Annotated in this window: 13 protein-coding genes and 1 pseudogene; 7 read left to right on the top strand and 7 right to left on the bottom strand. The window is 40.3% G+C overall.

Features of this window, described 5'->3' with window-relative positions; all coding sequences use genetic code 11:
• Positions 1 to 11: 11 nt before the first annotated feature.
• Entirely contained in the window at positions 12 to 1226 is a 1215-nt protein-coding gene (locus tag MKZ05_RS05090; RefSeq protein ID WP_339161658.1) for a DNA repair exonuclease, read from the bottom strand.
• Positions 1227 to 1398: 172 nt separating this feature from the next.
• Between MKZ05_RS05090 and MKZ05_RS05085 the strand changes: the two genes are divergently transcribed.
• Positions 1399 to 1587 carry a YhzD family protein gene (locus tag MKZ05_RS05085; protein ID WP_003210963.1) on the top strand — a complete coding sequence of 63 codons (189 nt, stop codon included), beginning with the start codon at positions 1399 to 1401 and terminating at the stop codon, positions 1585 to 1587.
• Positions 1588 to 1618: 31 nt separating this feature from the next.
• On the opposite strand, the gene MKZ05_RS05080 is transcribed toward MKZ05_RS05085, so the two are convergent.
• Entirely contained in the window at positions 1619 to 2392 is a 774-nt protein-coding gene (locus MKZ05_RS05080) for an enoyl-CoA hydratase (RefSeq protein ID WP_339161656.1), read from the bottom strand.
• Between the two features lie 602 nt (positions 2393 to 2994).
• On the opposite strand from MKZ05_RS05080, the pseudogene MKZ05_RS05075 reads away from it, so the two are divergent.
• Positions 2995 to 3219 (top strand): annotated as a pseudogene (locus MKZ05_RS05075) (hypothetical protein); the annotation flags it as partial.
• Here MKZ05_RS05075 and MKZ05_RS05070 read toward each other — a convergent pair.
• From MKZ05_RS05070 to MKZ05_RS05050, 5 genes are all read right to left on the bottom strand, one after another.
• Positions 3204 to 4478 carry a SidA/IucD/PvdA family monooxygenase gene (locus tag MKZ05_RS05070; protein WP_268452882.1) on the bottom strand — a complete coding sequence of 425 codons (1275 nt, stop codon included), beginning with the start codon at positions 4476 to 4478 and terminating at the stop codon, positions 3204 to 3206. The pseudogene MKZ05_RS05075 and the gene MKZ05_RS05070 overlap by 16 nt on opposite strands.
• A 75-nt stretch (positions 4479 to 4553) precedes the next feature.
• Positions 4554 to 6053, bottom strand: a complete 1500-nt coding sequence (locus MKZ05_RS05065; protein ID WP_212046114.1) for a coproporphyrinogen III oxidase — start codon at positions 6051 to 6053, stop codon at positions 4554 to 4556.
• A 114-nt stretch (positions 6054 to 6167) separates the two neighbouring features.
• The gene (locus MKZ05_RS05060; protein ID WP_050945401.1) at positions 6168 to 7034 is read right to left on the bottom strand and encodes a Cof-type HAD-IIB family hydrolase; all 867 of its coding nucleotides are present in this window, start codon (positions 7032 to 7034) and stop codon (positions 6168 to 6170) included.
• A gap of 451 nt (positions 7035 to 7485) precedes the next feature.
• Positions 7486 to 7842 (bottom strand): YlbF family regulator, encoded by a 357-nt coding sequence (locus tag MKZ05_RS05055; RefSeq protein WP_003211109.1) that lies wholly within the window; start codon positions 7840 to 7842, stop codon positions 7486 to 7488.
• Between the two features lie 121 nt (positions 7843 to 7963).
• The gene (locus MKZ05_RS05050; protein ID WP_050945402.1) at positions 7964 to 9097 is read right to left on the bottom strand and encodes a DUF445 family protein; all 1134 of its coding nucleotides are present in this window, start codon (positions 9095 to 9097) and stop codon (positions 7964 to 7966) included.
• 214 nt (positions 9098 to 9311) lie between these two features.
• Between MKZ05_RS05050 and MKZ05_RS05045 the strand changes: the two genes are divergently transcribed.
• From MKZ05_RS05045 to ugpC, 5 genes are all read left to right on the top strand, one after another.
• Positions 9312 to 10415, top strand: coding sequence for a YheC/YheD family protein (locus tag MKZ05_RS05045; protein ID WP_050945403.1), 1104 nt, complete (start codon positions 9312 to 9314; stop codon positions 10413 to 10415).
• Complete coding sequence (locus MKZ05_RS05040) at positions 10372 to 11730, top strand: YheC/YheD family protein (protein WP_137054842.1); 1359 nt, start codon at positions 10372 to 10374, stop codon at positions 11728 to 11730. The genes MKZ05_RS05045 and MKZ05_RS05040 overlap by 44 nt, the downstream gene beginning before the upstream one ends.
• Positions 11731 to 11885: 155 nt before the next feature.
• Positions 11886 to 12095 carry a YheE family protein gene (locus MKZ05_RS05035; protein ID WP_003211787.1) on the top strand — a complete coding sequence of 70 codons (210 nt, stop codon included), beginning with the start codon at positions 11886 to 11888 and terminating at the stop codon, positions 12093 to 12095.
• 20 nt (positions 12096 to 12115) lie between these two features.
• The gene (locus tag MKZ05_RS05030; RefSeq protein WP_050945405.1) at positions 12116 to 12991 is read left to right on the top strand and encodes a helix-turn-helix domain-containing protein; all 876 of its coding nucleotides are present in this window, start codon (positions 12116 to 12118) and stop codon (positions 12989 to 12991) included.
• Positions 12992 to 13130: 139 nt separating this feature from the next.
• Positions 13131 to 14237 (top strand): sn-glycerol-3-phosphate ABC transporter ATP-binding protein UgpC, encoded by a 1107-nt coding sequence (ugpC, locus tag MKZ05_RS05025; RefSeq protein ID WP_003212351.1) that lies wholly within the window; start codon positions 13131 to 13133, stop codon positions 14235 to 14237.
• Positions 14238 to 14387 lie beyond the last annotated feature (150 nt).

Raw genomic sequence — 14387 nt, 5'->3', positions numbered from 1 at the left:
CTCTCCTTTTCTCATAATTGCTTTAGCTGTTCTGTCAGCAGCCTTTGTGCTTCTTCTTTTATATCCACCTCATCCTCTTTTGTGAGAGTTTTGCCTGACTTTCTATAGGTTGGGTGACGCTTGATCGGTGATAGAAGCTCTTCATATGCCTCAAACTGTGAAATTTCAGCAGTGAGTTCCTTTAAAAAAGAATCTTCTGGATAGGCGACATCCTCATTTGTTCGGCAATCAATCGAGATCACCCAAACGAATACATCTTCATCTTCCTCCTGTTCATGAAGAACGATCATGAGCTCCTCAAGCAACTCAAGCTGCGTATGCTCAAAGTAAGGAGGAGCCTCACCCGTCAATTCAATTTTCACAAAATGAGGGACGCCATCCTTTTTCAGTTCACTGATTTTGTTATCCACAAGTATCACAAGATCCGTCATATGAACCGTCTCTGTGATGTCTATTGCAAGTGTCTCAAACATCACATCTGCACAGCTCATAAATTCCGCTGTCGCAGAATCCTCGGAGAGTTGCACAACGTAACAGCCTTTCTCTCCTGTTTCTTTTATATGTCTGCCCTGCATGTTACCAGGGTAAATAATCAACGGGTCTTCATGCAGAAGGGCTCTCTTATGTATATGTCCAAGCGCCCAATAATCGAAATCTCGGGAAACGAGCTGCTCAAGCTGAAAAGGTGCATACGCGTCATGACCTTCTTGTCCAGCTAATGTACCGTGAAGCATCGCAATGTGAAAGGCAGCATCTGTCGTTTTGACGTAATGTGAGGTCATATTTTCATAGACAGCACGCTCCTTGTAGCTAAATCCATAAATACTTGCGACAAGCTGATCTCCTCTATAGTAGGATTGCTCACTTGGGGTACTGGTTGAAAAAACGTGCACATTCTCAGGCCACTCAATCGGTGTCCATTCACCGCCTAAATGATCATGATTACCATAAATAATAAAGACTTCAATCCCTTGAGTTTGCAGTCTTAGAAACTGATTTCTTAAAAACAGCTGTGCTTTCAGGCTACGGTTGGATTCGTCAAATAAATCTCCACTCAGCAGCACAAAGTCTACTGCTCGAGCAATGGCGAGATCAAACATATTCTTCGCACTTTGAAATGTACTTTCTTTGAGCCGCTTAAAGGGTAAGCTAGGGATATTCGACATTCCTGCAAATGGACTGTCTAAATGTAAATCTGCGGCATGAATAAAGGTGAGCATAGTCAAACGTCTATCTCCTTGTCCGATACTGTCATTGTCCATATTTTATCATGCCATTTTTGCGAATGCACGTTCTATCACTCTCATTCTAAAAAACACATTTTTAAGGGCTAAAAAAGAGGTTTTATCTTATTCCTTGTTTAATTACATAGACAAGTAGAGGAAAGGAAGATGAGGAATGGAGAAGACATACTTTTTAACTGTATTTGACCCATCGGGTGAGACTTTATTAAATGAAAAAATCACAACGGATAGTGATGAAAAGGCAAAGGAATTAGGTCGCCATCGCTTAATCGAACAGCAATACACGAAGCATTCTCATCGGCTCGTTGATGATGCAGGCAAGCTGCTTTTATTTGAACGTTAAAAAAGCCGGCATTCGCCGGCATCACATCCGTTTATACATTCTGGAACACAGGTCGTCTTTTTTCTAAAAAGGCCTGAATGCCTTCCTTATGATCATGACTTTGCCTCAGCCTTGCCTGTGCTGCCCTCTCCTTTTGAAGAACGGCTAATAGCTGTGATTCTGACTGCTGGAAATAGATTAGCTTTGTCTCGATAAATGCTTGAAGCGGCATGTTCATAAACGGCTTCACACATACCTTTTGATACGCATCGACTTCCTCTTGAAACACGCCGTCTGCAAGGTCCAGCTTTAGCGCTTCTTCAGCAGGAAGCTTTTGTCCGCTCCAAATCAATTGTTTCGCGGTTTGTTCACTGACTCTTTTTGTAAGGAAAAAGTGTCCTCCGCCATCTGGTATTAAGCCTACTCCATTAAAATTCATGGCGAGCTTTGCATCTTGATGCATAAACAAGTAGTCACAGCTTAAAGCAAAGCTAAAAGCAAGGCCTGCCGCTGACCCGTGGACAAGAGCAATCGTCACTTTTTTCATACCGGCAAGAGAAAGCGTAATCCCCTCGATCAGATCCATCACACGATGGAAATCTTCTTCATTTTCCTGCTTAAGCATCATGCCAATATCTCCGCCTGCTGAAAATCCTTTTCCCACACCCTTGATCACAACGACTTTTGCACTACTTTCCTCCGCCGCATCACATGCCTCTTTGAATTCAGCAAACATGTCCACATGAAATGAATTGTAAGCATCTGGTCTGTTGAAAACGATTTCAAAAATATCCCCGTCTAGCTGACAATTGATATATGTCATCATGCATCCCCCTTTTCTTTTAAACACACAACTTACTTCCATTTCAACCCGAATAATCCCTTTTCCTCTGCGTAAAAAATTTCAAGATCAGTTGATACCAAAATAAGCATAATTGTTGAAACAAAAAATATATTTTTATATAGTAAATGAGGAAAGAAATTGATGATGAAAGGGGGAGGATGGTTGATAAGGCGTTCCCTATTCATATTGGTTAGTTTCATCGTCATGTTTTCTCCTTTTTCAAATGTCGTTTTTGCTACACAAGCAGAAACGAGCACACCTAGTCTTATTTCTCCATCCATCTCCGATGAAGAAATACACGCTGTGAAAACACCTCTATTTTCAAAAAATATGCCTCTTCTATTCTATTAAAGGACAGATTATCACTGGCTGATTCAAAGGTTTTCCCTCTAAAGCCTGCTCCATCAGCTGCGTTATCGATTGATCTACGTTTTTTGAAAATAAAGTGTGCGATTCCCATTATGTGTCAATCAAATGATCCATACTGATTCATTTTATTTCATCCGTATTACGATATGAAAATCACAACCTATCATATTTGGAGGGATAAAATGAATATGAAAGAAAATGATCTTTCTGGGAGTATTGCGGGCGGACTTGCCGCTACCTTAAAGCCATTTGCTGCATTGTACGTCTTAATCCTTGCGATATTAGGTCCACTAGTGACGAAGGAATCTAAGCGAATTTATCAAATTCTGAACAAAGTGTTCAAACGGCAAACAGAAAAGCCAAAAGTGAAAAAAGAAACGAATCTAATGAAAAAGGGCCTTATGCTTGGGGCCCTTTTTATCTCTTATTCAAATTGCTGAAAGGCTGTTTCTTGCTTAACTGGCGCTTCTTTGACCCCGCGAATGGTTTGAATCACTTTCTGGTTGCGGTAGATGGATAGTTTTAAATTGGTCGCCGCTGTTCCATGAGAGTGATCTAGGTGCGTGAATGTAAAGAAATGATGCGGACGCTTGTCTTTGAACACAAGCCTGAAGTCTTCTGTCACTTTAAAATGCTCTTCACTTTCCCATTCAATTAAAGGTTCATACGCACTAAACCATGCCGGGATATTCGGTGTATACCCTGTAGCCAATACGGCACGATCTACTGTTATATTCTTTTTTTTCTTTAACTGCCACTGCTTTAGGTGTAGCTTCAGGGACTGATTCTCCTCCACCTGTATGGCTTCAAGCTCGGTCATTGGCTGAATAATCACAGATGGCTCTTCGCCTGAAACAGACCGATGATACAATTCCTGATAAATGCGTGAGAGTGTCGATGCATCTATCCCATTTCTTAATCCAGTCAGCCTAGGTAATGTGTTCATTCGTTCTTCATAAGGAAGCGAATGGAAATATTCAACGTACTTTGGTGTAAACAGCTCCTGACCAAGCTCAGCCGTCTCCAGCTCTCTAAATTCACTAGATCGCGTAAACCAAGATAGCTGTTGCCCTTTCTTCTGATGCTGAAGCAGGTCTAAGAAGATTTCGGCTGCACTCTGCCCAGAGCCAATGACCGCCACCGCCTCAGCTTTATGAAGTTCTTTCTGCTGCTCTAAATACCGGCTGCTATGGGTCACATATGGCAGTGCAGCAGCAGGCACATCGACAGGAATCATCGGTTTGCTCCCTGTTCCGAGCACGACATGCTTTGCCTGATACTCAGAAAGCGATCCATCCTTCAATCGCCGGACTTTCACAAGATAACCACCTTGGCAGTCCGTCACTTCCTCTACCTTCATGCCAAATTGACAGCTATCTAATTCACCTGCGACCCATGACAAATACTCATTGAATTCTCTTCGCGGAATGTCAAACTGTTCAAATGTATAGAACCGGTGAAGTCTATTTGATTCATGTAAATAATTTAAAAATGTATATCTGCTCCTTGGATTCGCCATCGTCACAAGATCAGCTAAAAAGGAGACTTGTAAATCCGTTCCTTTGATCAGCATACCAGGATGCCAGGCAAATTCAGTCTCCTGTTCAAAAAAACAGCATGAAACATCTTCATACTCCGCTAACAAAGCCGCCAAACCTAAATTGGCAGGCCCAATCCCAATTCCGATCACATCAATCATATGTACACCTGCTTTAACTTTTTATCACTTATATACCCTTTTACAAATGAAAAAAACACTGCGTCACCGCAGTGTTTAAACATGAGGAACAAATAATGACTCAAGAAACTGAATTTTCTCTTCAGTATAGTGTTCATAACGGTCATTATATGATTTTGGATCTTTTGGATTGGCATATTGCGTAATTTTTCCTGAACGTGGATCAATAAACTTACTAGCAGCACCGCATCCAATCCCAATGATTGTCTGCACTTCTTCCATAATAATGATATTATACAAACTTTCCTGTCCATCTAATGAATACCCGACATTTTCAAGGTTTCCTAAGATGTTTTTTTGTCTATATAAATAATAAGGATGATAGTCATGTGCTTTCGTCCAAGCGACCGCTTCATCCATCATACGTGTGATCTCTTCTCGGTCAGCTACTTGATATTTGTCCTTATTGCGCGTCATCTCAGACGCTCTTTTAAAGGAGAGTGTATGCACAGTTAACGATTCAGGCTTAAGTTCTTCAGTCTGTTGCAAGGAATGCTGGAATTCCTTTAGCCCTTCTCCCGGCAAACCAATAATTAAGTCCATATTAATATTATTCATGCCATACTGTCTTGATAAGTGATACTTTTCAATCGTTTCTTCTACACTATGGTGCCGGCCAATGGCTTTCAGTGTTTCATTCTCATACGATTGTGGATTGATACTAATCCGGTCAATATGATATCGGTTTAGCACCTCTAGCTTATCAGGCGAAATCGTATCAGGACGTCCTGCTTCGACAGTCACTTCCCGTATATGTTTCACATCAGGGAACGAGCGATACATTTCTTCATACAGCAAATCCATTTCTTCTGCAGTGATACTCGTCGGCGTACCTCCGCCAAAATAAACAGTCGTCACTTTGATCCCATGTTCTTTTAGCCAAGTACCAATTTTTTGCATCTCATAATGCAGACCAAACAAAAACGTTCCCACTCTTCCTGCTTGTCCTTTAATCGCATAAGCAGGAAACGTGCAATAAGCGCATTTTGTTGGGCAGAAAGGAATACCAATATAAATACTTACCTCCTGCTGAAGGTCATACAGGTCAGGAATCGCTTGAAGCTGACGGTCAACAATCTCCTGCATCAAATCGATTTTTTCATCATGAATCAAATAATCACGCTTTAATGCGGCATGCGCATCTTCCTTTGTCATACCTTCTCTCAGCATCTTATGAAGTAATTTTGTAGGACGTATCCCTGTGAGAATACCCCACTTTTGCGTCATTCCTGTGTGCTCCTGAAGCAGATGTAAATAAACAGACAGCACTGTGTTTTTGATTTGCTTCCAGCGCTCCTTGTCATTCAAGCCCTCTGGGACGTCTCGCGAAAAACGACTAGTGATGTCTAATCCAGCGATGTGACCAGATGCCTCCACTATGCCATTTTCTTCTTTCCAGCTAAACTCCATGACTAGTCCATCATGCAATTCATCTGGATCAAACAGCACTTCACTATCTTCTTCAAATAAATTGGCTATATTAACAAGCGGGCGATGAAATCGTTCATCTGACAGCCCTTTAATTAAAATTCGCATCGTATCACCTTTATCTTCAAACTTGTTTCATTTTACAAAATATATGTAGGAAAAGCAATGACTGGAACAGTTGAAGACCCTGCCATTTCTTGATTGACAGGGCCTTCGCCTATATTATCGTTTAATATCGAATTGATGTAAGAATCCTTCTCTTTGCTGCATTCTAAAGTATTCTTTGATCATATAAGCGACTCCCTGTTCATCGTGCGAACGTGTCACCCAATCGGCTTTACGCTTAACAGAATGAGGTGCATTTCCCATCGCAACGCCTAAACCAGCCAATTCAAGCATTGCGATGTCATCTGTTCCCTGCCCAATGACCACCGTATCTTCTAAAGTCAAATCTAATGCTGAGGTCAAAAGAGAAAGCCCCGCTTCTTTCGATACGCCTTTGCATACAATATTCATTTTCTCATCACTGATCCGAATAAGATCGACAGATGGAAAAGCTTGTTGAATGGTTCGGTGAATTTCAGGCTGCAGCTCTGCCGTTGAATATACTTCAATCACTGGTGTACTGACCGGTTCATCCATCAGCATATCACTTAGCGATTCAACAAATTGCACGGGATAGAAAATTGGATCAGATGGATGAATCAACGTCTTTCCCATCAGCTGTGACTGCGTTTTTTTCCGGTTGCCAATCGAGAATTTTTCATGCAGCAAGCGAACATTACAATCAAAGCTTTCAAGAATTTGTACAAGATTAAATGTTTTTTCTTCCGTTAGTTTCTTCACATGAAGCGGCTCATCGAGTTTATTCGCGATAAATGCACCACTATGCGTTACAAGGGTTGACGTTGGAATCTTCAACGCCTTGGCAATTTTTTGTGCGGAACGAAAATGCCGGTTGGTGACAAGCGTCACGTAAACCCCTTTTTTCTTCACGTATTCCACAGCTTCTTTTGTAGCGGAATGGATTTTTCCATTGGAACGAAGTAACGTTCCATCTATATTGAGTGCAAGTAATTTTTTTGACACTGAGGCATCCCCCTTCTTGATGACTGTACTTACGATGAGGATATGCCCTAGCTTGGTGCTTTAGAACATGCAGTTGAAAGAGCCCTATGTGTTATGAATCTTTTGCAAATAAAAAAAGCCTACCCCTAGGCTTTTTTTTATGTATGGTTTGGATGCGTCACAATGAGGTGATGAAGCTCCCCATGATCCCCTTATCTTTCACACACCAAAGCATTGCTTATATCAGATCCCCTTATGCTTTGTGTTTCTCCCAGAAGCGCTTCTCTCTCGTTTGGCTAATCGCCATAAATCCCAAGTGAAACGCACCCAATTGTCCCATGAGAGCGCTCATTTGAAAGCACTTTCAATATAAGTATTATCGCAAAATTTATGAGCTTCGACAACCTTTTTTTGAAAAGTTGGACAGGGAACATGTGAAATAAAAAAAGGGCGAATATCATCGCCCTTTTCATTAATTTTCTTCTGGATTCCCATAAAGCTCTTCAAGAGGCTTCATGATCACTTTATTTAATTCTCCGATGAGAACACTCACACGTTGTTCTGCTTCCATCAACTGCGAGATTTTATCGTGCTGTTGAACAAGTGCCACTGTTTTTTGAGCTTGCTCCACTTCTTCTTGTGTGATCTCTTGACCAGTCATTTGTTTTTGTTGAAGGTTTACTTGAATGTCACGGAAGTTATCGAACATTCTTTTAGAGGATTCATCCGCGTTTACCTCATCATAAAGATTTTTTAAAGTTGAATATTCTTCGCTATGACGCAGTGCTTTTTCAAGGTCATATGCAACATCATAAACATTTACAGACATGTTATGTCTCCTTTCTATCCGTTATCACCGATATGATCGGCGGACACCACTCCACTATAACAAACTATGGCTTTCGTTTCACATATATACAATGAATTCATCAAAATTTCTCTAGTCTGTCTTAAAATAGCGTGACAAAGATTGCTTGGATTGCGCCGATCAATCCGCCTAAAAGACCGCCTAAGAATGTAATCATCTTGAGCTCCTTATTGGAAATACTGACGACAAGCTCTTCCATTTTTTCTAGCGGGAAAAGTTCAATTTGTTCACGAATGATGTCTTCAAATTGCAGCTTTGCAAGCAGATCCTCTAAAACATTTGATGCCGCACTGATCCCCTTTTGAATCAGTACTGGTGCAACGTGTGTTTTAAGATCATCCGCTACAGCACTGACATATGCACCAACTGGTTTGTCTAATATCAGCTTTGTTGAGAAATGAGAAAGCAATTGGTTTTTCACGCTAAACATAAGTTCCTTCACATTCCATCTTTCATCAAGCTCATGTAGAGAGAACTGCTTCACCTTGTCCCATTCTTGAACAAGCAAATCTGATAAAAACCTTTTTGTCTCTGCGTTTCTTAAAAATTTGATGATTTCAGGATGTACCCGATCAATTAAGCTTGAATTTCCTAGAAACATTTGGACCATACTGCCGAGCATTCCTCTTTCTTTTAAGAAATCATCAATCATATTACCGAGTCTTGATTTTCCTTCCTCACTTTCAAAATAATGAATCCCTCTCTTTAAAATATAATCTGCTGCATCTGGAATTTTTGAAGATATTTTGTTTTCCACATCTAGCGGAAGCAATTCAGATAAAGTTTGCTCATTATAATTTTCAAGTAGTGAATTGAGCTTATGATCAGACCACTCATGGATCCATTCATCTGCTTTGACGTCAGCCTGTGATACGCCGAAGCTTTCAAGCAAAGATAGCACTGTTATCTCCATTTCAGCGCCTTTGTCAATATATCGATGGACTGTATGTAAGATTTCTTGCTTTGCCTCCGATGATTCAAATCGCTTTTGAATACCTTCTGGCGTGAGCAAATGCTCCATCACCATGACACCAACCTGCTTGGCTACTTCGTCTCTTCTTTTCGGAATGAGCCCTGGTGTAAAAGGAAGCTGTTTCCCGAATAAGTAATACGGCTTATAAGGGCGAAAAAGCATTTTAATCGCAAGATGGTTTGTTGCTGCTCCAATGACTGCGCCTATCACAATCATAAAGATAAACGTTGTGAATATATTCAAAGTCGTCATCAACCTTTCAAATAACACCCGATGTTTATTGTTTTAACCTATACGTATTATAGTTGTTGTCAAGTTCCCAAGCAAATGAAGCATGCTGCTAGACATATGATCAATCGATCTGTCGTAATGATAAAGGAGCGCAATCTTTATGTAAAATCATGAAAAAGTGTTTTTCTGCTGGTAAAAAAAGAAGTTGAAAAGAAGGTGTTTTTTAATGACATCAACATTAGGTATTGTGACCCTTTCACCGAAGTATGAAGAGGCATTCACACGTGGGCTAGCCAAAGCTGCCCCTGCTTATGGTTTAAAGGTTGTCCGTTTTACACCACTTGATTTAAAGCCGGCTTCAAATTTGATACAAGGTCAAACATATACGAATGGTCATGGATTCGTCGCAGCAGAATTTGAGATTCCTGACTTGATTTACGATCGATGCCTTTACAAGCATGACGCACAATCTAAAAAAGCAAAACCAATCATGGATTGGCTGAAAAAGTATCCGAAAACAGATTTTTTGAATACAGGTATTTCAAATAAAATGATGCTATTCGAGCAGCTCCGCCTTCTCCCTGCTTTACAGCCATATTTACCTGTCTGCTCATTATTAAAAAAGACATCAGACCTTCTCAGCATGTTAAGGAAAGACGGTTATTGTAAAATGCAGCCGCTCTCTCAACACCATGCAGCATCTACTTACTTCATTTTCTTAAAAGACAACACTTTCACTGTTCAGCTAAGTCCCGAGCAAGTCATCACATTTTCGCGTCCATCAGATATAGAGCGCTGGTGTAAAAAATATGTAGGCCGATATTTCCTTCAATTTTTTCAGACGAGTGATGAAAAAGACTTTTTATTCAATGAAATAAGGATTTTCCTGATGAAAGATTCACAAAATCAGTGGAATCGCATAGGAATTCACACAAAATCACCTACAGAAAATAGTCATTTAAGCATTACACAAAAATCAGCAGCCATGATAGGCTTTGATCACTATCTAAACACCTTGCAGCCGCACATCAAAGAACTTCTTTTAGATGATATTGCATCCATTCAAGCATCTCTGCCAGCATATATAGATAAAACCCTTTCCCCTTGCTTTGAATTCGCTGTAGACTTACTCCATACAAGTGAAGGCAGGCTTTTCATATCAAATATAAGATCAAAACCAGGGCGATCCGCTTTTTTAAAAGCTTATCCTGACAAGGAAAATCATTTGATTCGTACCATTCTTGCACATGCCCAATCGATGAAGTCACAACCGAAGGAGGTATCTTATGAACAAAAATCGCTGCATCATCGCTCCTCATCCCACAAGTGAAAAAACAATTCATCTTCCCGTCCGTTTTAAACAGCAGGAGGCGATCTATTCTCTTGCTTTAGGTTCCCGTTTAATAGATGACTTCACCGTTTCCTATCATCAACATCCGAAGAAAATTTTATTATCAGAAGATCTATATAGAGATTTACGAATTCCTTATCAATCAAAAGCTGATGTGATCGCCATTGATCATACCCTGTTTTTAGGGCCACTGCTTGGTATTTTCACCGCAGGTTTTGAGCAAAGCACGCAGCCACTCGGAACGAGATCAGACTTTTTTATCAAACTGCTGCGCTCTTTCAAACAACATGCCGGTTTTGCCTATCTTTTTGGTACTCATTCTATTGATTGGGATAAAGGAATGGTAGAAGGATTGTTGTACCAACAGCAAACATGGGTTAAAAAACAGATGCCCCTGCCTTCAGTCATTTACGACCGTCTTCCAAGTAGAAAGGCTGCTCAGTCAGCATTCATTCAAGAAACAAAACGCAAACTCACTCAAGACTATGATATTCCTTGGTTCAACCCTCATTTTTTTAACAAATGGGATATTCATGAACAACTGTTAACAGATGAAAAAACATGTCCTTTTCTTCCACATTCCATACAATTGGACCCGGTGGACGCTCTAAATAAAATAGAAACACTCCTCCATCTACATCAGGTCATTTACTTAAAACCGTCAAACGGCAGTCACGGCGACGATATTTATCAATTAAACAAGAAGGCTCATGGAATCATTGTATGCTCAAATCAAGGAAGAGCTGTTCCATATGACTCATTAGAGGATTTCGTGACCAATCTCCGGAAAGATCACGCAGTTCAAGACTTTATGGCTCAACAAGGCATTGCACTTCTTCAAATAGACAATCAACCAATGGATTTCAGAGTCCATACCAATAAAAATAAGTACGGTCATTGGACAGTCACAGCAGCAGCAGCAAAAATTTCTGGCAATCACACCGTCACGACTCACCATTCACATGGTGGCTCCGTGAGAACACTTTATGATGTTTTTCCAGAAAAGAAGAAGCGTTTCAAAATCTTAGAGCAGCTTTCTTATACGGCCATCACGCTTAGTCAGGTAATTGATGAAAAAATGTCCGGTCATATTGGTGAAATCGGTTTTGATTTAGGTATTGATCAGACAGGAGCTATCTGGATGTTTGAAGCCAATTCTCGCCCTGGCCGCGAGGTTTTCCAGCATGTCTCATTGCGAAACTCAGAAAGGCTGATCGGCAAAAGAATCATGGATTACGCATCTTACCTTTCACAAACGACCTCAACAACTACAGACCATACAAACGTCTACTGACTGTTTTTCGTTTTAAAGTGAGGGTGCTATGAAATCTATGCTTTTCCTATGCTCTTTTCATCAGATGAGATACAATAAAATCAAGTTCAAGGTTGTTTCCGTATTGTCGTGTTTATTTATTGTTTCATCAATAAAAGCAAGGAGGCAATAATGATATGATTTCTCATTTTCAATGGAAACCTCTCTTTAAAAAAGCACAATTGCCAGGCTGGAAAATATCCTTTTTTCACAATGGTGCGCACTACGAAGGCATCTACCACAAAACAGGTGATATTGAATGGGGCTCTCAGCTTCCGCCCCATGAAGTCGAACCAACATTAAAAGAAGAAATCCACGAATTAATGCTATTCCATGTCTATGATTAAACTGTTTAAGGAGCTTCGCCATGTTAGAAAAATTAAAGCTTGTTTACGGAGAGCATATCATCAGCTCCCCTACAGATGATCATCAAATTCTTTGGTACCAAACAGACGAAGGCGAATTATTTGGAGTAGACAAATCAAAGCTTACAGCTAGAGAAACACTTCTTCTCAATACTTTCCTTACACCAATTGATCTTTCTCACACAAAGCAGACTGAGGATGAACAAAAATGGTACAGCTATCTTTTTGATAACAAACCACTAACTGTTCAGCACCCCGTCCGTGTATATTATTTTAAAATGTCACATCAAGCAGAACAAAGGCAGCAAATAAAAGAGGCTGTGGTCCACAGCCTCGAACAAACTCATTTCATTTGGACAGGCGCTCATACAGCGATGCTGATTCAAACAAACGCTACATCAGAAAATAGTCAATTAGAGCTGCTATATGATTTGTCTCTAGCCATTACAAGTGACTTTTTAACAGACTCAGTCTTTTTACAAGGACAGCTCCATTTGCCAAATGAACATTTACAGAAGAAATTGTTAAAAGAACAGCAGCTTGTCTTGGGCCATATGCAGCGAGCTAAGCCTAGGTCAGGGATTTGCACAATTTATCAATGTCTACCCTCACTCTTACGTTATGATGAATCCGCCCTCTCTCATGCTATTTCAGATGCTTTTAAAGAGGCGGTCCTTGATCGGGACGTTTACCGTACCCTCATGACTTATATGCAATGTAACTTAAATGCATCTAAGGCAGCAAAAGCTTTATATGTTCACAGAAACAGCCTTCAATATCGAATTGATAAATTTATTGAGCGAACAGGAATTGATATACGACATTTTCCAGAAGCATCTGCCGTCTATTTTATGATGAATCTTCTCGACCTTTCATAACATTCAGTGACATGAGCACCCTGCCCAAAAATGAAAATGAGATGTTGTGCACGTTGTCCATTTACAGACGCTTCCCCATTTTATACACTTTACTTACAAGTAAAGCGCTTTCAATAAGTAAATGGGGAGGTTATCATCTATGGCTGAAATGATGCTCAATCAAATTTATAAAGTGTATGATAACAAGGTAACAGCAGTAGACAACTTTAATCTACATATAGAAGATAAAGAATTTGTTGTGTTTGTTGGTCCATCTGGGTGCGGAAAATCAACAACCCTTCGCATGATTGCAGGACTTGAAGAGATTTCACAAGGGGATTTTCTTTTAGACGGAAAACGGATGAATGATGTAGCACCAAAAGACCGGGATATCGCAATGGTTTTCCAAAACTATGCATTATACCCTCACATGAATGTATACGATAATATGGCTTTTGGATTAAAGCTACGGAAGTTCCCGAAAGCAGAAATTGATGAGCGGGTTCGAAATGCCGCTAAAATATTAGGCCTTGAGCAATATTTAGACAGGAAACCAAAAGCACTGTCTGGAGGTCAAAGACAGCGTGTTGCACTTGGGAGAGCAATTGTGCGTGATGCAAAGGTCTTTCTTTTGGATGAGCCGCTTTCTAATTTAGATGCAAAACTCCGCGTTCAAATGCGTGCTGAAATATCTAAGCTTCATCAGCGTCTGCAAACGACATTTATCTATGTCACACATGACCAGACTGAAGCTATGACAATGGCTACTCGTCTTGTTGTAATGAAAGATGGCTTTATTCAGCAGGTTGGAGCGCCGAAGGATGTATATGAAAATCCAGAGAATGTATTTGTAGGTGGATTCATTGGCTCTCCTGCGATGAATTTTTTTACAGGAAAGCTCTCTGACGGTGCCATTGCAGTTGGAAAAACGCATATACGTGTACCAGAAGGAAAGATGAAGGTATTACGCAGCCAAGGTTATATCGGAAAAGATATCATCCTCGGGATCAGACCAGAAGATTTTCATGATGAACCCGTGTTTATTGAAGCATCTGAGGGCACAAAGATCGATGCCAACGTAGAAGTTGCTGAATTAATGGGAGCAGAAACGATGCTTTACTCTTCTCTCGATGGTCAGTCTTTTATTGCACGTGTTGATTCTCGTACCGATGTTCAGGCCGGACAATCTATACCTCTTGCCATCGATATGAACAAAGCCCACTTCTTTGATTCGGATACGGAGCTCCGCATTCGTTCCGCTGAATAAAGAGATATATGCAGTGCCATCACTCATGATTGAGTGATGGCTTTTTTGCATGTTGAACAACATTTACCATGTACTTTTCTCGTATGTTTTTTTCGGAAATCACCATAATACTTAGTACAAAGAAGTTACTGCATTGGGTTTCGCCAAGTG

It is taken from the genome of Bacillus sp. FSL M8-0277 (assembly GCF_037975305.1).
GTDB classification, from domain to species: Bacteria; Bacillota; Bacilli; order Bacillales; family Bacillaceae; genus Bacillus; species Bacillus pumilus.
This window is presented reverse-complemented; position numbering and strand designations above follow the sequence as displayed.

Coding starts and splice junctions, on each gene's coding strand:
- MKZ05_RS05070 (WP_268452882.1), bottom strand. CDS start 4,478: ATGATTGATGTGATCGGAATTGGGATTGGGCCTGCCAATTTAGGTTTG.
- MKZ05_RS05080 (WP_339161656.1), bottom strand. CDS start 2,392: ATGATGACATATATCAATTGTCAGCTAGACGGGGATATTTTTGAAATC.
- ugpC (WP_003212351.1), top strand. CDS start 13,131: ATGGCTGAAATGATGCTCAATCAAATTTATAAAGTGTATGATAACAAG.
- MKZ05_RS05035 (WP_003211787.1), top strand. CDS start 11,886: ATGATTTCTCATTTTCAATGGAAACCTCTCTTTAAAAAAGCACAATTG.
- MKZ05_RS05030 (WP_050945405.1), top strand. CDS start 12,116: ATGTTAGAAAAATTAAAGCTTGTTTACGGAGAGCATATCATCAGCTCC.
- MKZ05_RS05045 (WP_050945403.1), top strand. CDS start 9,312: ATGACATCAACATTAGGTATTGTGACCCTTTCACCGAAGTATGAAGAG.
- MKZ05_RS05065 (WP_212046114.1), bottom strand. CDS start 6,053: ATGCGAATTTTAATTAAAGGGCTGTCAGATGAACGATTTCATCGCCCG.
- MKZ05_RS05040 (WP_137054842.1), top strand. CDS start 10,372: ATGAACAAAAATCGCTGCATCATCGCTCCTCATCCCACAAGTGAAAAA.
- MKZ05_RS05085 (WP_003210963.1), top strand. CDS start 1,399: ATGGAGAAGACATACTTTTTAACTGTATTTGACCCATCGGGTGAGACT.
- MKZ05_RS05055 (WP_003211109.1), bottom strand. CDS start 7,842: ATGTCTGTAAATGTTTATGATGTTGCATATGACCTTGAAAAAGCACTG.